This is a genomic window from Hypericibacter adhaerens (assembly GCF_008728835.1).
GTDB lineage: Bacteria > Pseudomonadota > Alphaproteobacteria > Dongiales > Dongiaceae > Hypericibacter > Hypericibacter adhaerens.
Genome location: NZ_CP042582.1, coordinates 3639850 through 3657096, shown reverse-complemented (window position 1 = coordinate 3657096; position 17247 = coordinate 3639850). Strand labels below are relative to the sequence as shown.

The window sequence follows — 17247 nt, the reverse complement described above, 5'->3', positions numbered from 1 at the left end:
ACACGCTCTTGCGCGCCGGGGTTCGCTACATCGCGATTGGGCAACGAGCGCGTCATTGCTGCGGATCCGGACTCGCTTGCGCGACGAAAAGGCTGGAGGAGCGCGGTGAGAGCGCTCCGGCGTCACGCGCTCGTGCTGCCGTCGCGTTGTCACCGGGCGCGCGCTGGTCTTGCGATGGTCCTGCATTCGCACCGTGGTTGGCGCGCACGACGAACAAGGGCGAGCGCGTCCAGGCGAGCGGATCGGGCGCAATCGCGGTCACGCGCTCGAGCGGTTCGCCGCCGACAAGGGGCGCCAGCATCGCGACATAGGCGCGCGTTTCCGCCGGCAATGCGCGCACGCCCGCAAGGTATTCGTCATACCGCTGCGGGCCGGCGTTGTAGGCCGCGAGGAAACCCGGCGATCCGTAGCGGTCGTGCATCTCGCGCAGGTACGCCGCGCCAGCCAGGATGTTGTCGCGCGGATCGAACGGATCGCGGCCGAGACCGTAACGGGCGCTCAGCTCCGACCACGTGTCCGGCATGATCTGCATCAGGCCCATCGCGCCTTTGCGCGAGACGGCGCGTGCATCGCCGGCACTTTCTGCGTCCATGACGACCCGTATCCATGCGGCGGGAACGCCGAAGCGCCACGCGGCTTCGGCGATGTAATCGGCGATCGTGTGACTGCTCGGAGCACGTGCGTCAGGCACGCTCTGCGCAAGCGCAGCGCCGGTGACCGGCCCGACTGTTAGCAGGCCGGAAAGGAGAAGGGCGGGAAGACGCCAGGCGGGCGAGCCCCACCCGGCGGTCTCATTCCGTCTCCGCGATGTCGAGCGGATGGGCATCGCCTCAGTCCCGCTCCGGCCGCTTCTGGGGACGGTTCCAGTGCAGGCCCCAGACGGACTTCGCGTCGCCCGACTGGAACAGGTTGGCGCGGATCGGCTGGCTGAGCGCCGGGTCGTCGATCTGGACGGAGACGTAGTCGCCGGCCTTCTCGCCCGTGCGCTTCCAGCCGGCGCCGATCTCAGGCCCGTTGCTGTCGCCGAGATGGACGCGGTAATCCGGCGCGTTCTCGGCGTCGGAATGTTCGGCCGGAATGAGCACGATCTCGCCGTTCAGCGTGAGCGTGCGGACGTGCCCGGCATAGCCGTTCTTGGTGCGGGCGAACTCTCCGATCTGTGGCATTGGAAGCTCCCTATGTGCGGTGAAGTGGATGTGCTTGGTGCGCCGTCACCGCGTTGCGGCGTGCCATTGGAAGCGGCCGTCGCCGTCCTCATCGGTCCACAGTGGGATAGCGCGGCCGATGATCGTGTTCGTGGAGAGCGGGCCGAAGTAGCGGCCGTCCATGCTGTCGGGCGCGGCCCAGTTCATGAGGAAAACTTCCCCGTCGGCGAGGCGGCGGCAGCCCTGCCAGGACGGCAGGCTGCGGCCGGCGCGATCGCGCGCCAGCGCCTCGCCCATTTCGATGCCGTCGATCGTGACATGCGCGCCGTGACGACAAACGCGTTGGCCCGGAAGGGCGGCGATGCGCTTCATCAACGGCACGCCGCGCGGCAGATAGTGGCGCTCGGCCATGAAGGAGGCGAGCGGTTCGGGTGTCGCGACGGCGACGAGGTCGGTGACTTCGAGGTGTCGCGCCGGCGCGATGGAATAGAAGCCGAGCGGCACGCTGGCCGATGCATTCCAAATGAGCTTCGGCGCCACCGGGAGGAACGAAAGGACGCCAACCGCCATCACGGTGAAGTACGTCGTCATGACATAACCGAAGCGCGTCACGGCTCGACGCGCCGGCGCAGAAGGATCGCCCGATGCTGCTCGACGGTGTAGCGGCGCGGCTCCTGGCCGGCGGTCAGGCGGTTGTGGACATGGCGCCAGTGATGCGGCGACACCTCGCTCGGATCGATGCCGATGGCCTCGATCGCATCGATGATCTGAAGCACGCGCTCGACCTTCGGCCAGCCCTCCATCTTGAGGAGGATGTCGCCGCCGGGCCGCACGAAGGGGAGCGTGGAATAGCGCTCGCCCGGCATGATCGCGCGCACAATGTCGATGCGCGAGAGGATGGTGCCGTGGTCATTGGAGGCCCAGCGCACGAAGGCGAAGACGCTGTTGGGCGCGAAGGCGAGCACGCGGCGGCGCCGGTCGAGGATCTGCTCCTCCTTCTCCTTGCCGAAGCGGATCCAGTATTCGACCTTCTTCTCGATCCAGGTCAGCTCGACACGCGTCAGGCCGTCGGCGGGCAGCGCCGGCGGCACGAGGCGCAGGTGGGGCGCACCGTTCATGGCTGGTCTCCTTCGGCTGGAGGGAATTCGCGGGCGAGCAGGTCGCGCAGCATGTCCGCGACGGTCAGGCCGCGCTGAAACGCGACGATCTTGATGCGGCCGCGCAGCGCTGGCGTGATGTCGATCGTCAGCCGCGCGGTGAATGCGGCGGCGTCACCGTTGCCGCCGGAGCGCTGCTCCGGCGACTTGATCCAGCGTTCAGGATCGGCCGGCCGTGCGATGAAGGCGCGTTTGGAAGAGCGCTGCGTCATCGCGCGAGCCTCCCGACTTCGGCCGCAAGAGCGGTGATCTCGCGCGCCGCCGGACTTTCCGTGTGTGCTTCCCAGACGAGGCGGCCGGACTGCGCGGCCTCCGCAAAGGCGACGCGCTGACCGATCCGGGAGGCCAGCAAGGGCGGATCGTGATCGGCGAGCGTGAGCGCGGTCTCGCGCGCGATGACGGTGCGCGCGGCACATCGATTGAGGACGAAGCGGGCGACGAGCTGGGGGCGATAGATGCGCGCCTCGCTCAGCAGCGTGAGCATCTCGGCCGATCCCCAGCCGTCGAAGGGCGACGGCTGCACCGGGATCAGGACGATGTCGGCCGCCAGCAGCGCCGAGCGCATCAGCCCGGCGACGCGCGGCGGGCCGTCGATGACAATGTGATGAACATTCCGCGCGAGTTCGGGCGCTTCTCGATGAAGCGTGTCGCGCGCCAGGCCGATCACACCGAACAGGCGGGGAAGGCTTTCGCGTGCGCGCTGCTGCGACCAGTCGAGGGCGGAGCCTTGCGGGTCGGCGTCGATGACGGTGACGCGCTGGCCACGCCGCGCCCACTCGCCGGCGAGATGTAGAGCGAGCGTCGTCTTGCCGACGCCGCCCTTCTGGTTGAGCAGCGCGACGATCATGGCGTGCCCCGCTCTCGGCGGCGCTCATGCACAGGTGTGGATTTCGGAGCGGCCGTTAGAAAGATTCCGAAGGAATCCTGGTTAGAAGAGTTACGGCTGCCACAGCACCCTGAATCGTCGAACGGATTCGACGATTCCGGTCCCCGATAGCACGAGGATCGGGTCCCCGATGGCACGACAGGCCGGGTCCCTGATAGCACGAGGCGATTCACAGCTTGTCCCCAGCGCGAGAGGCCGTGCGCTTCCTTGGCGAAGCGAGGGCGGTGGGATCGATTGGAGCGAAGGCGAGGCGTTCGGGGGCGTCTGGCGGCTGCTCGATGGTCAGCCGGTAGCCGGGCAGCGTCTGCTGGCGGACGATCTCACGCAGGTCGTAGGCGAAGTGCTTGAGCGGCGAGAGGCTGCCGGACTTTGCGTGGAGATACGCGATGTCGAAGCTCCAGCCGGACGGCTGGCGGCCACCATGCTTGCGCACCAGGCGGTAGAGCCAGCGCTCGAGACCGCCGGTCAGGCGGAAGTAGGCGCGGTCGATGGTCAGCACCAGCGCGTCGTCGAGGACGGCGGCGTAAAACCAGTCCGGCACGATCAGCTCGAGGCCGAGCGGACGGCCATGCGCGTCCGCTCGCTCTTTCCATTCGTTGATCCAGGAGAAGCGATGCATCCGCCGCTCGGTCGGCTGGCGGATCGACGTCGCCACGGTGGTCGACTGCAAGCGGTCGAGAGCGGCTTTCAGCCGGTCATAGTCGCGCACGCTCACGCCGCGGCCGATGAAGGAGAGGATCTCGTAGGGCGTCGCCGCCATCAGGCGTGACGGCCGCAGGCCTAGATCGCGCGCCTCGACGATCTGCGAGGCCGCCCAGATCAGCACGTCGGCGTCCCAGATGGTCGCCATGCCGTGCTCCGGGACCGCTTCGACGCGGATGACGATCATGCCGGCCTTGAAGTCGATAGGCGTCAGCCGCTTCGACTTGGCGAGCGAGAAGAAGGGATAGGCCATGAGGTCCTGCGCGTCGCGCGGCGCGAGGTCGCCCGGCAGCGCCCGGAAGAGATCGAGCTGCTCGCGCTCGCCATTGCGTCGCGCCGGGGACATGGCCGGTACCTCAACGGCGGTCCCGGCCAGCCTGCATCGGGGCGGGGCCGTGGCGCTTCGCCGGCAGCACGGAGCCGCGCGGGTCGGACGTCGAGGTGACCGCGCCGCGGTCGGCCCAGGCCTTGAGATCGTCGAGGGCATAGACGACGCGGCCGCCGAGCTTCCGGTAGGCCGGCCCGGTTCCGTAGGTGCGATGCTTCTCCAGTGTCCGGCTGGAGAGGCCGAGGAAGTCGGCGGCCTCCGGCGTCCGCAAGAAGCGCGGCGGAAAGCCGGCGAGATTGGTCATGTCGCACCTCCGGGCGTTCGTTCAGGTCGCCGGCCAGATCCGGCGCTTGGCGGCCACGGTGGCGGAGGGGCAGGAGGTTGGGGGATGGCGAAGATGCGGATGCCAAAATCGCACCCCCGCGGCGGCCCGAGCTATGGGCGGCGGCGGCGGCGCAGGAGGGAGCGATAGCCCCCGGCGATCAGCGCGAGGCCGTCCTTCACGAGGTCGATCGTCGCGTCGCGAAGCGCGGAGGTTTTCCAGGGGGAATCGGCAACGCGCGCGGCCCCGAAGATCGCCTCGGCGATCTCGCGATAGCTCGCGCCTTCGTGGCGCCCGTCGACGGCCTGAAGCATGCGGCGGAGCCGTCGTCGCTGCTGGCTCGTTAGCCTCGCGTCGGCCGGGACGCGCCGGCCGTTGATGGCCCGCCAGAGGCGCGTGACCGCCTCGATCCGGTCAAGCCCGTCGGCTCCCAGTGAAACCAGGGCTACGAGCGGGTTCGCCGGCGAAGCATCGGACAGGATCAGGAGCCGCACGGTCCTCGACCCGCGGCCATGGACAATGCTCATTCCATCGGAACCAGCGCGGCCAGTATGCGGATCGAGTTCGGGAAGGACGGTGCTCTCGACGGTCGATGCGGCAGGAACGGTCGTGAGAATAACCGTGCCCGGGTCAATGTCTGGCGCCCAGAATACGGTCGCTGCGGTCGCATCGAGCGTGGGATCGATCGCGAAAGCGGAGCCCCCAGCGCCGCTGGATCGTCGCGGCAAGGCGCTCGGTCGCGTCGGGGGAGCGCGTGCTTTCGGCAAAATCCCGTTGATAGACGGCGTTGCGCCTCAGGTATTCCCAGGCAAGGTCAGGCGCGACGAGCTGATCCAGGTAGTCGTAGGTGTCGGACGAGCGCCAGCGCGATGTGTCGGGCCCCATTCTGTTTCCTCCCCCGACCCGCGGGCCGGGCGCGTGCGAAGGAGGAGATACGATTACGGGTTGATCGAGCTTGGAGAAGTCCCGTTTTGTGCAACACGCGATGCCGTCACGGCATCACGTATGGGCATCACTTGTCCGTCTCACGGGCGAGCTGCCGGTAGCCCTGCTCGGTCATCCAGCGGGCGCGCGCCAGATGACTGCGATGCACGCGGCTGGCGCGCTCCGGTTCCTTCGTGGGATCGATCCCGAAGAGCAGCTCTACCGCCTCGCGCCAATCAGCACCGTCCGTCTCGGCGTCGAGCAGGCGCAGATAGAGCTTCATGTGCGCGCGGTCGTAGCTGGTCAGAACGGCGCTCTGCGGCGGTTCGTCCATGAACGGATCGTGTGTCAAACTGAACCCCGCGGGCCGACGCTGGCGCGCGTCGACGAGCTGTTGACGCTACGCCCTGGGGCGCTGAGCGCAAGGCGACGCGTCGGCACGAAGGATCGATGCCCGCGGCGCCCCGCGGGATCATCGGTTCTTGCGGGTCTCGGCCTTCGCGCGGACAAGCATCACTCCTTCGCCCTGGTCTGACGACAGGAAGACGATGCCGTTGGCCTCCAGCGTGCGACGGACCTGATCTTCCGTCGACTCGTAAATGGCGCGATGGCCCGACTCCAGGCGCTTCAGCGCCGTCAGCGATACCAGGGCCTTGTCGGCGAGCGTCTCCTGCGTCCATCCCAGCAGCGCGCGAGCGGCCCGCGATTGTCGGGCGGTGATCATGCATGATCACCTCCCACCGGGTCGATCGAGCGTGCCAGAACTACGACTAAAATAGTCGCTCTTGGTCGGCGAGGCGAGGGAAAATGGCGGCCAAGGACGGGAAGTTGGGCAAATCGCGCCGAACCGATTCGGTCGCTTTGCCGAGCCGGCCGCAGTCGGCGGGACAGGCCCCGCCCGGGCATTCCGGGCGGGGCCTGGGGCTCGCGCCTCACTCGCCGTTGCGGCGGTTCGGGCGGGACCAGATCAGGCTGTAGCCGTCGCCGTCCTCGTCGTCGAAGAGGTTGGCGTAGATCGGGGCGGTGAAGCTCGGATCGTCGAGCTTGAGGCCCAGATAGTCGCGGCCCTCGTTGGAGCGCTTGGCCCAGGCGGCGCCGATCTCGACGCGGCCCGCGAAGACGCGGTGGCTGGGGGCGTTCTCGCCGGAGCGGTTGGCTTCGGGGACGATACGGACGTTCTTGGCTTGGACGCTGAGGGTGACGATCTGGCCGACGAACTCGTTGCCGGACTTCTTGAAGGTGCCGATGGTCGCCATGGTGGTTCTCCTCGATGTCTGCTTCGAGCCCGCACCATTGCGGCCTCGATGGCGATCGGCAGGCCGCGGGCGATCGACGCCGCACCTGCTCGCAGGCCGGAGCGCAGCGGAGGATGGCGGCCGGGAGACTTTCTTGTTTCGCGAGGAATGGGCGCAGCCCAGGGGAAGAAAGTCGACCGGCGCCATTGCGGCATAGGCGATCGAGGCGAAGCCGGCCTGCGGCCAGATCAGCCCATCAAAGAGGCCGCATGGAGCGCTCGATCAGGCAGAGACGATCAAGGAGAACCTGGCGCCTCCATCGTGCAACCGAGGGGGACGGCGGGGTCGGTGCACGGCGCTCATCCCGCGTCGAGGCGACCGGCCGCATCAAGGCTCCCGATGAGCAGGGACAGGCGTGCGACCAGCCCGCTGCCTTCGAGGGCATGGAGATCTGTCACGCGGGCCAACACCGCGTTCCAACGCGGTCCGCGACCGATGGGTCAGCGCGACCCGGCGCTCATCCACACCTCAGATTGCCAACAGGCGAGGAGGAGATCGCAGGCGGCGTGATGTCGTCATGCCGGTAGCCGGAACGGCCTCAGGCGCGCGCCACGCCTTGGCCGGTCCCACGGGGCGGGGCCAGCGTCGCCAGCCGCGCGAAGGTGGTGATGCCGACGACGACGGCTCCGACCAGCGAGAAGACGACCTGCCAGGTTTCGGAGGGCATCGTGTGCTTCACGATGCCATGTGTCGCGTGATAGCCGGCGATGGCCGCCGGTGCGACAAAGGCGGCAGCAATCATGAGCCGCAGCCAGAGCGGCCTGACGAATGCGAGCAGGAGATGTCCGGCCAGAAGGGTTGCGAGGCCGGCGACAGCCCCAACGGCGATTCCGCCGAGCCAGCCGGCACCTGTGCCATACGCCCAGACGCCTGCCGTGACGCCCGCGAACAGCGGCAGCGCATAGACGGCAAGGTAGAACAAGAGACAGCAGATGACGCCGATGGCGGCTAAGCTGGCGAGAATACTGACGACAATCATGGTGGCGGCCTCCGAGAGACAAGGATCTGACGGTCGCGCCTTCCACCACCACCACGGCACATTGATAGTGTAGGCGAAATAGGGCGTCTCTGCGAGCGGGATCGCGCCGTAAGCTCTGCGGTCTGGCTGCCGCACGCGTTGAGCCAACGAACGCTATGGTTGATCTCGCGAAGGATAGCGTCCTAGCGCCTATTGGCGGGTTCGACCGAAGGAATCACATATGGGGCCTGTTCGAGTTCCGCGTCATCAGGAGAACCCGGCCCCACTGCGTCTCGGTCGGCCCGCTGACAACGGTGAAGCCTGCCTTCTCGTTCGCCCGAATGGCGGCATGATTGTCGGGATGTGGGTCTATTCCAAGCGCCGGTGCGCCACGGCTCATGAGAACATCTGAGTGCTGGCGCAGCAGTCGCGAGCCATGACCTAGACCAACCAGTTCGGGGTCGCCGATATACATGTCGATGCCACGTGAGCCGGGAGGCAGGAAATCGAAGTGGTGAGGTGACCATGCGTGGACATCGTAGTCATGAATATAAGCAAAGGGCTGGGATCCAAGCATAGCGATCCACATGGCTATGCGGGTGTCGTTCAATTCGTCGGCGTCTGGGCCGGCGCCACCAAACCAACGCGCCACGTGAGGTCTTGACGACCACTTGGCCAGCAACGGCAGATCGCTCACATCGACAGGCCGAAGTTCGTAGTGCGGTTGCATGCTTCCTCTCATAACTCTGCCCGATGCCATTTGGCAGAGAGTCGACGGTGCAAGTTACTTGACTGGCGGCGCTCACGCGCCGCCGAACCGCCAGACCGGGATGCCGAGCTTCTTCGCCTTGTCGGCGAGGTTTTCCTGGATGCCCGTGCCGGGGAAGATCATGACGCCGATCGGCGGCACGTCCAGCATGGCATCGTTGCGCTTGAATGGCGCGGCCTTGGCGTGCTTCGTCCAGTTCGGCTTGAAGGCGATCTGCGGCACGTTGCGGTGATCGGCCCATCGTGCGGCGATGCGCTCGGCACCCTTCGGCGAGCCGCCGTGCATGAGCACCATGTCGGGGTGCCTGGCGTGCACCTGGTCGAGCTTGGCCCAGATCAGGCGATGATCGTTGAAGTCGAGCCCGCCGCTGAGCGCGATTTTCGGGCCCGGCGGCAGCAGCATTTCAGTCTCGGCGCGCTTCTTCGCGGCGAGGAAGTCGCGGCTGTCGATCATCGCCGCGGTCATGGCGCGGTGGTTGACGAGCGAGCCGTTGCGCGGCCGCCAGGCCGAGCCGGTGTGGCGCTCGAAGTGATGGCAGGCCTGGTCGCGCATCAGCTCGAAGGCGTCGCGGCGCTCGATGAGCGTCTGGCCCTCGGCGATGAGCCGCTCCAGCTCGACGGACTTGACCTCGGTGCCGTCTTGCTCGCGCTGGCTGCGGCGCTGCGCCTGCTCGTTGTCGTCGAGCTCGCGCGCGACGCGGTCGGCGGCACGGTGGAAGAGGTTCACGGTCGACCAGAGCAGGTCCTCGAGATCGGGCTCGAGGCGGGTGTCGCCGAGGGTGGCGATGAGGGCGTCGAAGATGTCGGCGATGGCCCCGGCAACGGCATTGCCTTCGGGAAGCGGGCGCGGGTCGGGTTCGTCCTGGAAGGGGCGGAAGCCGTAGAGCTGAAGCTCGGTGAGGACGTGGTCGGTCGCAGACGCGCTGTGGTGGGGCTCGAAGTCGTCGTCGCTGGTCATGGGATGCTCCGTCGCTGGATTGGCCGCGACCCTCGCGGCCTTCATGGCGACGGAAGACGGCGGGCGGGCCGGCCCTGCACCCGGAGCGAAGCGGAGGGCCGAAGCGCCAGCGGAGGATGGCGAAGGCCGGCTATTTTGCCTCGCGATGCAAAGGCGCGTCAGCGCCGGCGGAAAATAGCCGGCCGCAGCCATTGCCGGGCCGGGCCGCTTGCCGTCCCGTTCGCCTCTCAGGAAGGCCGCGGGCGCGGCTCTCTCCGGCGCCTCGGAGCATCGGCCGCCGGCGTGATGGCGAGCCCCATCATCCGCTCCGGCCGCACGTCCACATTCATCAGGGCTATGCGGCGTCGGCCATGAAGCGGGCGGCATCCCGGGACGCGATCTGCGCCCGAAGGGCTGCCCGCAGCGCGTCGGGGCCGAGCATCCGGAGATCCTCGTTGAAGTCGGCGAGCCTTGGCGAGAGTACGATCGCCTCGATGCCGTCGTCGGACGCGCGCTCGATCAGCGCGGCCATCGCGCCATCGCCGGCCGGGTCGTCGTCACGCGCGATGTAGAGCCGGCGCAGTGTGTCGGCGAAGAGGATGGCCGAGAGATGGGCGGCCGAGAGGGCGGCGACCATCGGCATGTCGGGCAGCGCCATCCTCAGCGACAGCATGGTCTCGATGCCTTCGCCTGCGGCCATAACTTCGCCAGCGACGCCGAAGCGGACGGCGTGTCCGAGAAGATCGCCCATCGCGCGGCGCGGCGTGTCGATCGGCGCCTTGCCGAGACGGACGGGGTCGAAGCCGTCGGGATCGAGCCAGGTCCGGTGCGCGCCGGTGAGGCGGCCGTCGAGATCGGTGACGGCGGCGATCATGGCGGGCCAGGTCTCCGTGGCGGAATGCTCGTCCGGCCGGTAGTAGCAGCGCGGGTGGAAGCGCAGCGATCCGGTTCCGTGCAAAGACGTAATGCCGCGCCGGCGGAGATACGTCTCGACCAGCGTGCCGTGGATCGGCCGCGACATGGCGAACAGCCGCCGCGCGGCTTCCGGCGAACCCGTTGGAGCTGGCTGGATCGTGCGCCGACGCTCGCTCGCCTGCGGCTCGGGCTGCGGCAGGCTGAGGAAGGCGCGCGCCTCCCTCGCGACGTCCGCGAAATCCACGAGGCCGCAGGTCTCGCGGATGACGTCGAGCAGGTCGCCATGCTCGCCGGTCGCGGCGTCGGTCCACTTGCCGGCCGCGCCCTTGCCGCTCTCCGGGCCGATGAGGCGCACAAACATCGAGCGGCCGGGTGTGTTGCGCACGTCGCCCACCATCCAGTAGCGGCCCTCGCGGTGGCCGTTGGACAGGTAGTGGCGGCACACCGCCTCGGCATTGCGCGCGAGCCGGCGTGCCAGTTCGGAAGCGTCGAGCCGGGACATCACACCGCCTCCCGCTCGGCGACGCGCTCGATGGGATAGCGGTCCATCACCCTCGCGAGGATCGCGGGACCGCTGGCGTCGGTGGGCACGAACAGGCGCAGCTTCCACGAGATGATCTCGTGGAAGAGGCCGTAGGCCGTGAGCCGCTCGCGCATGGTGTCGGTGAAGCCCGACAGCTCGATGCGATGACCGCCCATCACCCGGACGCGACGAAGCTGAAGCCCCTCGGCGAGGTCGATGACGGTCTTGCCCTCGATCAAGGCGGCAAAGGCCTCGTCCGGCGTCAGCGCAGGCAGGCCGGTCGCGGTTGCCGTGGCCGCCCAGGCCGGGGAAACCTTGCGGCCGATGATGCGCTCGCCGTCGTCGGTCTGCAGGCGATAGACGCGGGTCGACTCGTTGGGGAGCCGCTTCCAGATCGGCAGCAGCAGGCCGGAGACCATGTGCAAGGTCGAGTCGGTGAACGCGGGCACCTCGGCGAGCTCGGCCGTCCAGGCGGCCGCGAAGCTCGCCTCGTCGGCATCCTGCCAGTGGCTCTCCGTCATCGCGCGGAGGGACACGTTTGGCGCTTCCATCGGCCGGATCAGGCGGACGCGGTACTCGACTTCGCCATCGTCGAGCATGACGGACGGGGCATGGACCTGCACGGCGGCGCGGCCGGACCGCGCGTTGACAAGAAGCCGTGCCCCGCGTTCGCGCAGCCGGCTCAAGGCTTCGTCGAGCGTGACGGGCCGGTTGCGCTGGCGCTGCTTGATGGTCAGCAATCGCGTCTCGGCGCCCGTGCCGGGATGGGTATAGATCGTCTGCCGGCCGGTGACGACGAAGCTCTCGGCCCGCAGCGTCTCCAGCCCGACATCATAGGTGCCGGCGGCGATGGCACCCTCGATGCGCGCGTTGAGAAGCTGCTCGAATGCCGTGAAGAGCACACCCTGGAGCTCGATGGTCAGCGCGAGCATGCGGTTGAGGAACGTGCTGATGCCGGGCAACTGGTCCTTGAGCCCGCTCGCATCGGTGAGCGTCAGGCCGGTGGTTGCCTCGAAGCGCTCGAGAGAACAGCCCTCGATCCTGCCGCGGGCGAGCAGCACGTAGAGCTGGCGCAAGGCGTCGCGCGCATAGTGGGATTCCAGATTGTCCTCCGGGCGGAACAGGCCCTGGCCGGCGGTCTCCCGCTGGCCGCGCGTGATCGCCCCGAGGGTGTCGAGCCGGCGCGCGATGGTGCTGAGGAAGCGCTTCTCGGCCTTGACGTTCGTGGCGACGGGCCTGAACAGCGGCGGCTGCTTCTGGTTGGTCCGGTGCGTGCGGCCGAGGCCCTGGATGGCCGTATCCGCCTTCCAGCCGGGTTCGAGCAGGTAGTGCACGCGCAGGCGCGTGTTCCTCGCGGAAAGCTCGGCGTGGTAGCTGCGCCCGGTGCCGCCGGCGTCGGAGAAGACCAGGATGCGCTTGTGGTCATCCATGAAGGCCTGCGCCTCGGCGAGGTTGGCGGACGCCGCGCGCGTCTCGACCACGAGACGATCGCTTCGGCCGGCGCCGCCCGGCTTGCGAACGACGCGGCGCGAGCGCCCCGTCACCTCGGCCACCATGTCGGCGCCGAAGTGCTGGACGATCTGGTCGAGCGCGCCAGGGACGGGCTGCAGGCTCGCGAGCTTCGCGATCAGCGCATCCCGGCGCGCGACCGCCTCGCGGCTCTCGACCGGCTGTCCGTCGCGATAGACCGGACGCGACGACAGCTTGCCCTCGCTGTCGGTGTAAGGCTCGTAGAGCTGGACCGGGAAGGAATGGGCGAGATAGTCGAGGACGTATTCGCGGGGCGTGATGTCGACGCGAACGTCGTTCCATTCCTCGGTCGGCAGTTCGGCGAGGCGCCGCTCCATCAGGGCTTCGCCCGTCGAGACGATCTGGATGACGGCGGCGTGGCCTTCCTCGAGATCGCGCTCGATCGCGCGGATCAGCGTCGGCGTCTTCATGCTGGTGAGCAGGTGTCCGAAGAAGCGCTGCTTCGCACTCTCGAACGCCGATCGCGCGGCCGCCTTGGCCTGCCGGTTCAGCGTGCCCGATCCGCCCTCGCTGCCGCCTGTGATGTTGGCCGCCCGCATGGCGGCATCGAGGTTGTTGTGGATGATCGCGAAGGCGTCGGCGTAGGCGTCGTAGATGCGCGTTTGCTCGGGCGTCAGAGCATGCTCGACCAGTTCGTATTCGACGCCGTCGAAGGAGAGCGAGCGCGAGGTGTAAAGCCCAAGCGCGCGCAGGTCGCGGGCGAGGACCTCCATCGCGGCGACACCGCCGGCTTCGATCGCCTCCACGAACTCCGCGCGCGTCGAGAACGGGAAGTCATCGCTCCCCCAGAGGCCGAGCCGCTGCGCATAGGCGAGATTGTGCACGGTCGTCGCGCCGGTGGCGGAGACGTACACAACGCGAGCATCTGGGAGCGCATGCTGGAGGCGCAGGCCCGCGCGGCCCTGCTGCGAGGCCTCCTGATCGCCGCGCTCGCTCTTGGCGCCGACCGCGTTCTGCATCGCGTGCGCTTCGTCGAAAATGATTACTCCGTCGAAGTCGGAGCCCAACCATTCGACGATCTGCCGGACGCGGGAAAGGCGTTCGCCGCGGTCGTCGGACCGCAGCGTGGCATAGGTTAGAAATAGGATGCCCTCCCGCAGCGTGATCGGCTTGCCCTGCGGGAAGCGGGAGAGCGGCGTGATGAGCAGCCGCTCCATGCCAAGCGCCGACCAGTCGCGCTGCGCGTCCTCGATGAGCTTGTCGCTTTTCGAGATCCACACCGCCTTGCGGCGGCCCTGCATCCAGTTGTCCAGGATGATGCCGGCGGACGCGCGCCCTTTGCCGACGCCCGTGCCGTCGCCGATCATGAAGCCGCGGCGGAATCGGGCGGCCCCTTTGGCGTCCTCGGCTGCCGCTGTGACGACGTCGAAGGTCTCGTCGACGGTCCAGGCGCCGGCAAGGTAGCCCGAGTGCGCCTCGCCGGCATAGATCACCGTTTCGAGCTGGGCGCCCGAGAGCAGGCTGAGAATGTTCGCCGGCAGGCGTGGCCGGTAGCTCGGCTTGGGCGGCGCGACGGAGGCCATCGCCGCCGACTGGACGAGCTGCGTCGGATGGTCCTGAGCGCCGGGAATCCGGATGCTCTGGAGCGCATAGTCCTCGTAGATGGAATCGGAGAGGCGCGCGCCTTGCGGCGGCGTCCAATCGACCGTCTCATAGGCGAGATCGATGCCTTCAGGTGCGGGCGCCATCGCCGGCCGCGATGCGGCTTGGGCGGTGCGTGCGACGCCGCCGCGAACGGGGCGCGGTGTGGCGACTGACGGCACGGCGACGGAGGCCTCGACCGGCAGCCGCGCCGGAACGTGCTCCGTGATCCAGGCCAGCAGCGTGGCGACATCCGGCGCGACGCCGGGCGCAGCCGGGAAAGCCGTCGGATCGTCAGCCGGCCGCTTGTCGATGACGGTCAGGCGCGTCGGGAATGTCGTGCCGTGCCTGGCATAGACGCGGCCATCGATCGCCGCGGAGAAGACGACGCGACCGCGCTCCTGAAGCCGGACATAGGCGTCGCGCCAGGCCGGTGCGTCGGGCGCAAAATTGGCGCCGGTGATCGCGACCAGGCGGCCGCCATCGGCGAGCCGCGCCAGCGCCGAGTCGATGTGCCGATACGCGGCATCCGCCATGCGGCCCTGCACGTTGGCCATCGCCGAGAAGGGCGGGTTCATGATGACGACGCTCGGCACGATGGCGGCGTCGAGGTGGTCGTGAATCTGCGCGGCGTCATGTCGGCTCACGGCGATGGCCGGAAAGAGGAGGGCGAGAAGGCCGGCGCGGGTCTTCGCCAGCTCGTTGAGGGCAAGCGATCCGGCCGCCATCTCGGCGAGGATGGCGAGCAGGCCGGTGCCGGCCGAGGGCTCGAGCACCCGGTCGGCCGGGGCGATGGCGGCGGCCGTCGCGACCGCGAGGCCGAGTGGGATCGGTGTCGAGAATTGCTGGAAGGTCTCGCTCTCGGTCGAGCGGCGCGTGTGCGTCGGCAGGAGGCCGACGATCTTCTCCAGCATGGGAAGAGCGACAGCCGGAGAACCGGCCTTGCGCAGAAGCGCCTTTCCGTATTTGCGGAGAAACAGGACGGTCGCGGCCTCGCAGGCGTCGTAGGCCGTCTTCCAGTCCCAGGCGCCGGACGCATCGGAGCCGCCGAAGGCATGCTCCATCGCGGCGCGAAGGATCGCCGCGTCAACCTGACGGCCCTGTTCGAGATGCGGAAGGAGATGGTGCGCGGCTGCGCCAATGCAGCGAGCAATATCGGAGGGAGACGCAAGCGGCGACGCCGCGACCGCAGGGGCGGCCGCGAAGGCGGTTGATGGCATCATGTCGGTGAACCTCGGGAGAGTCAGGGACGGGCGAGCCGGCCGGCGCTCTCTCTGGACCGCACCGGCTCAAAGCCGTCCCGGCCAGGCTCTCCCTCTCGTCACCGCTCTCACCGTGCGCCGTCACGCACGCGAGGATCAGGAAGCCGGTTCGTCCGGCAGGGTTACCGAAGGAGGAACATAGGCGTCGAAGGGGTTGCCGTCGGCGAGATGGCCGAAGGGCGTAAACACGAAATCCGTGCCGTCGCGCCCCACGGCGCAGATGACGTAGCGCGGCTCGCCGGTAACGGCATCGGTGCACTCCATGAGCGCGAGTTTGCCGTCCGCCGCAGCACGGAGCAGCGTCGCGAAATTGGCGCGCGCGTGATCGGGGATGCTCATCGCGCACCTCGCTTTCCCGGCCGGGTGGACAGGGTGCGGTCCAGCCAGCCATTGGTTGCGATCCACGCGACGGTCTTGCGGCGGCCGAGATTGAGCACATGCGCGCCACCACCGAAGGCGTTCACACGCGGGCGCGAGCAGGTATTCGCCCACTGAAAGCCCCACCGTCCGGTGAGGTCGAATTCTTCGGCGCAGCGGAGCACGAAATCGATGACGGCCTGCGGATCGCCGGTCGTGTCATCGCGAATCCAGAGCTGCGTTCCGCCGTGCTCGGGCTGGATGGACAGGAGGAACGCTTCGGAGGGCGGGTCCTCGGCGGCGTTCTCCTCCATCATGCGATTGTAGATTTCGAGCGCACGCGCGGCGTTCTCCGGCGTGCCGACATCGAGAAGGCAGGAGAAGTGCGTGAAGAAGTCGGCCATGTCAGGCTCCTGAAACGACAAAGCCCGGCGCGGGGGCCGGGCCGGTTGGAGAAAGAAGGGTTGGCGGTTGGCGGGGTCAGAGCCGGAATTCAGCGACGAGGCGCTGCGCGTTGGCGTGATGCTCCAGCATCTCGCGGTAGAATTGCTTGCGGGCCTCCCGCTTCGCCGGATCCCGCCGTGCCGATCGCGTGAGTTTGCGCCGTGCCGCGCGGATCACCGTGCGGTCGCTGTCCCAGACGGTGACGCCGAGGCGGAGATAGGTGCCGTGCATCTCAGCCTCCGTCCGCCTGCTTCGCCGCTCGCAGGGCGACGAGCGCCGCGCGGAATTCCGCCGCGCCGACTTCCTCCGACAAGTCGATGTTGGCGGCGACGGACACGCATGCGCTGTGAATATCAGCGTCCGACACGGCGTCCGCGGTCAGACTTGCGAATTCGGGATCGGTCTCGACGATTGCGACGATCTGGTCGCGGACGCGGTCCTCCTGGAGCTGCGCGAGGACGTGACGTGGGCGTGGAGCCGTGACGGGTTCGTCGGGATCGTGCGCACCGGCAAGGATCGCCTCGGCCTTCGCGACCGCGGCGTTCGCGCGTGCGAGCCAATAGGCGTCCGTCCCTCGCTGGGAGATCTGGTCCGCAACGACGATCTTGAGGAGGCCGAACAGCACCTCGAAATGCGCGGCCTTCCGCTGAATGGTCTCATCGAAGTGCGATGGGACCGGGACGGTCTCACCTGAATAGGCAGCATCCGCCCCGAGCCAGATGCCGGTGACGTAAGTTTCGCCGGCGGCCTCGTAGTCGAGCTTGTCGTTTGACCAGTCATCGTCCTCGATGGCCTGGCGGCAGGCCTCGGCCGGTGTCGCGGCGTGATAGGTGCGCTGCCGATAGACCGGCACGCGGTAGGCCGTTTCGACGGTGTAAGCGGGCATGACAGGCTCCTGAAAACGCGAAAGCCCGGCGCGATGGCCGGGCTGTTGGGGTTGGGTGGAGAGAAGGCGGGCTAGTAGCCGAATTGCCATGACGGCCAGGGCTGGCCGTCATCAGCTGCCTTGACCGCCTCCGCGAGATAGTCGGCATCGCCTTCCACGACGGTCGGGCTCTCGACGGGCGTTTCGTCGATCACCTTCACGCTGCAGACGAGGCCGTCCTCGACCTCGACATGGACGGGCACGAAATACTGGAAGACGACGCGGCGAGGCGTGGCCGAGCTGAGCTTGGTCATCGGATCGCTCCTGATTGTGGGGCGGCGGGAGCGG

Annotated in this window: 23 protein-coding genes; all 23 read right to left on the bottom strand. The window is 68.2% G+C overall.

Annotation, left to right across the window (positions count from 1 at the left end; genetic code table 11):
- Positions 1-52: 52 nt before the first annotated feature.
- Positions 53-826: a lytic transglycosylase domain-containing protein gene (locus FRZ61_RS16165; protein WP_151118713.1), complete on the bottom strand. Its 774-nt coding sequence runs from the start codon at positions 824-826 to the stop codon at positions 53-55.
- 4 nt (positions 827-830) lie between these two features.
- The gene (locus FRZ61_RS16160) at positions 831-1166 is read right to left on the bottom strand and encodes a DUF736 domain-containing protein (protein WP_151118712.1); all 336 of its coding nucleotides are present in this window, start codon (positions 1164-1166) and stop codon (positions 831-833) included.
- A 45-nt stretch (positions 1167-1211) separates the two neighbouring features.
- Positions 1212-1757, bottom strand: coding sequence for a S26 family signal peptidase (locus FRZ61_RS16155; RefSeq protein ID WP_151118711.1), 546 nt, complete (start codon positions 1755-1757; stop codon positions 1212-1214).
- Positions 1754-2263, bottom strand: a complete 510-nt coding sequence (locus tag FRZ61_RS16150) for a DUF2840 domain-containing protein (RefSeq protein ID WP_151118710.1) — start codon at positions 2261-2263, stop codon at positions 1754-1756. The genes FRZ61_RS16155 and FRZ61_RS16150 overlap by 4 nt, the downstream gene beginning before the upstream one ends.
- Positions 2260-2514, bottom strand: a complete 255-nt coding sequence (locus FRZ61_RS16145; RefSeq protein ID WP_151118709.1) for a hypothetical protein — start codon at positions 2512-2514, stop codon at positions 2260-2262. Before FRZ61_RS16145 ends, FRZ61_RS16150 begins: the two co-directional genes overlap by 4 nt.
- Positions 2511-3149, bottom strand: coding sequence for a ParA family partition ATPase (gene parA / locus FRZ61_RS16140; protein ID WP_151118708.1), 639 nt, complete (start codon positions 3147-3149; stop codon positions 2511-2513). Before parA ends, FRZ61_RS16145 begins: the two co-directional genes overlap by 4 nt.
- A 208-nt stretch (positions 3150-3357) precedes the next feature.
- Positions 3358-4236, bottom strand: a complete 879-nt coding sequence (locus FRZ61_RS16135) for a replication initiator protein A (RefSeq protein ID WP_151118707.1) — start codon at positions 4234-4236, stop codon at positions 3358-3360.
- 10 nt (positions 4237-4246) lie between these two features.
- The gene (locus FRZ61_RS16130) at positions 4247-4522 is read right to left on the bottom strand and encodes a helix-turn-helix transcriptional regulator (RefSeq protein ID WP_151118706.1); all 276 of its coding nucleotides are present in this window, start codon (positions 4520-4522) and stop codon (positions 4247-4249) included.
- Positions 4523-4653: 131 nt separating this feature from the next.
- Positions 4654-5067 carry a DUF2285 domain-containing protein gene (locus tag FRZ61_RS16125; protein ID WP_151118705.1) on the bottom strand — a complete coding sequence of 138 codons (414 nt, stop codon included), beginning with the start codon at positions 5065-5067 and terminating at the stop codon, positions 4654-4656.
- 103 nt (positions 5068-5170) lie between these two features.
- Positions 5171-5425: a transcriptional regulator domain-containing protein gene (locus tag FRZ61_RS16120; protein ID WP_151118704.1), complete on the bottom strand. Its 255-nt coding sequence runs from the start codon at positions 5423-5425 to the stop codon at positions 5171-5173.
- A gap of 127 nt (positions 5426-5552) precedes the next feature.
- Positions 5553-5798 (bottom strand): DNA -binding domain-containing protein, encoded by a 246-nt coding sequence (locus tag FRZ61_RS16115; protein WP_151118703.1) that lies wholly within the window; start codon positions 5796-5798, stop codon positions 5553-5555.
- A 138-nt stretch (positions 5799-5936) separates the two neighbouring features.
- Positions 5937-6188, bottom strand: coding sequence for a helix-turn-helix domain-containing protein (locus tag FRZ61_RS16110; protein WP_151118702.1), 252 nt, complete (start codon positions 6186-6188; stop codon positions 5937-5939).
- A 208-nt stretch (positions 6189-6396) separates the two neighbouring features.
- Positions 6397-6720 carry a DUF736 domain-containing protein gene (locus FRZ61_RS16105; protein ID WP_011315360.1) on the bottom strand — a complete coding sequence of 108 codons (324 nt, stop codon included), beginning with the start codon at positions 6718-6720 and terminating at the stop codon, positions 6397-6399.
- A 577-nt stretch (positions 6721-7297) separates the two neighbouring features.
- Complete coding sequence (locus FRZ61_RS16095) at positions 7298-7738, bottom strand: hypothetical protein (RefSeq protein ID WP_151118701.1); 441 nt, start codon at positions 7736-7738, stop codon at positions 7298-7300.
- Positions 7739-7952: 214 nt separating this feature from the next.
- Positions 7953-8447 carry a GNAT family N-acetyltransferase gene (locus FRZ61_RS16090; protein ID WP_191909053.1) on the bottom strand — a complete coding sequence of 165 codons (495 nt, stop codon included), beginning with the start codon at positions 8445-8447 and terminating at the stop codon, positions 7953-7955.
- A 72-nt stretch (positions 8448-8519) separates the two neighbouring features.
- Positions 8520-9443: a DUF2493 domain-containing protein gene (locus FRZ61_RS16085; protein ID WP_151118699.1), complete on the bottom strand. Its 924-nt coding sequence runs from the start codon at positions 9441-9443 to the stop codon at positions 8520-8522.
- A gap of 334 nt (positions 9444-9777) precedes the next feature.
- Positions 9778-10839 (bottom strand): DUF7146 domain-containing protein, encoded by a 1062-nt coding sequence (locus FRZ61_RS16080; protein WP_151118698.1) that lies wholly within the window; start codon positions 10837-10839, stop codon positions 9778-9780.
- On the bottom strand, positions 10839-15035 hold the full coding sequence (locus FRZ61_RS16075) for a strawberry notch-like NTP hydrolase domain-containing protein (protein WP_456077631.1): 4197 nt from the start codon (positions 15033-15035) through the stop codon (positions 10839-10841). The genes FRZ61_RS16080 and FRZ61_RS16075 overlap by 1 nt, the downstream gene beginning before the upstream one ends.
- 294 nt (positions 15036-15329) lie before the next feature.
- A complete protein-coding gene (locus FRZ61_RS16070; RefSeq protein WP_151118696.1) occupies positions 15330-15572 on the bottom strand; it encodes a DUF6117 family protein in 243 nt (80 codons plus the stop codon).
- Complete coding sequence (locus FRZ61_RS16065; protein WP_151118695.1) at positions 15569-15994, bottom strand: hypothetical protein; 426 nt, start codon at positions 15992-15994, stop codon at positions 15569-15571. Before FRZ61_RS16065 ends, FRZ61_RS16070 begins: the two co-directional genes overlap by 4 nt.
- Positions 15995-16070: 76 nt before the next feature.
- Positions 16071-16265 carry a hypothetical protein gene (locus tag FRZ61_RS16060; protein WP_019014755.1) on the bottom strand — a complete coding sequence of 65 codons (195 nt, stop codon included), beginning with the start codon at positions 16263-16265 and terminating at the stop codon, positions 16071-16073.
- Position 16266: 1 nt separating this feature from the next.
- Complete coding sequence (locus FRZ61_RS16055) at positions 16267-16920, bottom strand: hypothetical protein (protein WP_151118694.1); 654 nt, start codon at positions 16918-16920, stop codon at positions 16267-16269.
- A gap of 71 nt (positions 16921-16991) precedes the next feature.
- The gene (locus tag FRZ61_RS16050; protein ID WP_151118693.1) at positions 16992-17213 is read right to left on the bottom strand and encodes a hypothetical protein; all 222 of its coding nucleotides are present in this window, start codon (positions 17211-17213) and stop codon (positions 16992-16994) included.
- Positions 17214-17247: the final 34 nt, after the last annotated feature.

Excerpts from the sequence above, each read along its gene's own strand:
- parA (WP_151118708.1), bottom strand. The coding sequence starts at position 3,149 with ATGATCGTCGCGCTGCTCAACCAGAAGGGCGGCGTCGGCAAGACGACG.
- FRZ61_RS16080 (WP_151118698.1), bottom strand. The coding sequence starts at position 10,839 with ATGTCCCGGCTCGACGCTTCCGAACTGGCACGCCGGCTCGCGCGCAAT.
- FRZ61_RS16150 (WP_151118710.1), bottom strand. The coding sequence starts at position 2,263 with ATGAACGGTGCGCCCCACCTGCGCCTCGTGCCGCCGGCGCTGCCCGCC.
- FRZ61_RS16085 (WP_151118699.1), bottom strand. The coding sequence starts at position 9,443 with ATGACCAGCGACGACGACTTCGAGCCCCACCACAGCGCGTCTGCGACC.
- FRZ61_RS16125 (WP_151118705.1), bottom strand. The coding sequence starts at position 5,067 with ATGAGCATTGTCCATGGCCGCGGGTCGAGGACCGTGCGGCTCCTGATC.
- FRZ61_RS16145 (WP_151118709.1), bottom strand. The coding sequence starts at position 2,514 with ATGACGCAGCGCTCTTCCAAACGCGCCTTCATCGCACGGCCGGCCGAT.
- FRZ61_RS16120 (WP_151118704.1), bottom strand. The coding sequence starts at position 5,425 with ATGGGGCCCGACACATCGCGCTGGCGCTCGTCCGACACCTACGACTAC.
- FRZ61_RS16165 (WP_151118713.1), bottom strand. The coding sequence starts at position 826 with ATGCCCATCCGCTCGACATCGCGGAGACGGAATGAGACCGCCGGGTGG.
- FRZ61_RS16060 (WP_019014755.1), bottom strand. The coding sequence starts at position 16,265 with ATGCACGGCACCTATCTCCGCCTCGGCGTCACCGTCTGGGACAGCGAC.
- FRZ61_RS16110 (WP_151118702.1), bottom strand. The coding sequence starts at position 6,188 with ATGATCACCGCCCGACAATCGCGGGCCGCTCGCGCGCTGCTGGGATGG.
- FRZ61_RS16160 (WP_151118712.1), bottom strand. The coding sequence starts at position 1,166 with ATGCCACAGATCGGAGAGTTCGCCCGCACCAAGAACGGCTATGCCGGG.
- FRZ61_RS16130 (WP_151118706.1), bottom strand. The coding sequence starts at position 4,522 with ATGACCAATCTCGCCGGCTTTCCGCCGCGCTTCTTGCGGACGCCGGAG.
- FRZ61_RS16105 (WP_011315360.1), bottom strand. The coding sequence starts at position 6,720 with ATGGCGACCATCGGCACCTTCAAGAAGTCCGGCAACGAGTTCGTCGGC.
- FRZ61_RS16050 (WP_151118693.1), bottom strand. The coding sequence starts at position 17,213 with ATGACCAAGCTCAGCTCGGCCACGCCTCGCCGCGTCGTCTTCCAGTAT.
- FRZ61_RS16075 (WP_456077631.1), bottom strand. The coding sequence starts at position 15,035 with ATGGAGCATGCCTTCGGCGGCTCCGATGCGTCCGGCGCCTGGGACTGG.
- FRZ61_RS16115 (WP_151118703.1), bottom strand. The coding sequence starts at position 5,798 with ATGGACGAACCGCCGCAGAGCGCCGTTCTGACCAGCTACGACCGCGCG.
- FRZ61_RS16065 (WP_151118695.1), bottom strand. The coding sequence starts at position 15,994 with ATGGCCGACTTCTTCACGCACTTCTCCTGCCTTCTCGATGTCGGCACG.
- FRZ61_RS16095 (WP_151118701.1), bottom strand. The coding sequence starts at position 7,738 with ATGATTGTCGTCAGTATTCTCGCCAGCTTAGCCGCCATCGGCGTCATC.
- FRZ61_RS16090 (WP_191909053.1), bottom strand. The coding sequence starts at position 8,447 with ATGCAACCGCACTACGAACTTCGGCCTGTCGATGTGAGCGATCTGCCG.
- FRZ61_RS16135 (WP_151118707.1), bottom strand. The coding sequence starts at position 4,236 with ATGTCCCCGGCGCGACGCAATGGCGAGCGCGAGCAGCTCGATCTCTTC.
- FRZ61_RS16070 (WP_151118696.1), bottom strand. The coding sequence starts at position 15,572 with ATGAGCATCCCCGATCACGCGCGCGCCAATTTCGCGACGCTGCTCCGT.
- FRZ61_RS16055 (WP_151118694.1), bottom strand. The coding sequence starts at position 16,920 with ATGCCCGCTTACACCGTCGAAACGGCCTACCGCGTGCCGGTCTATCGG.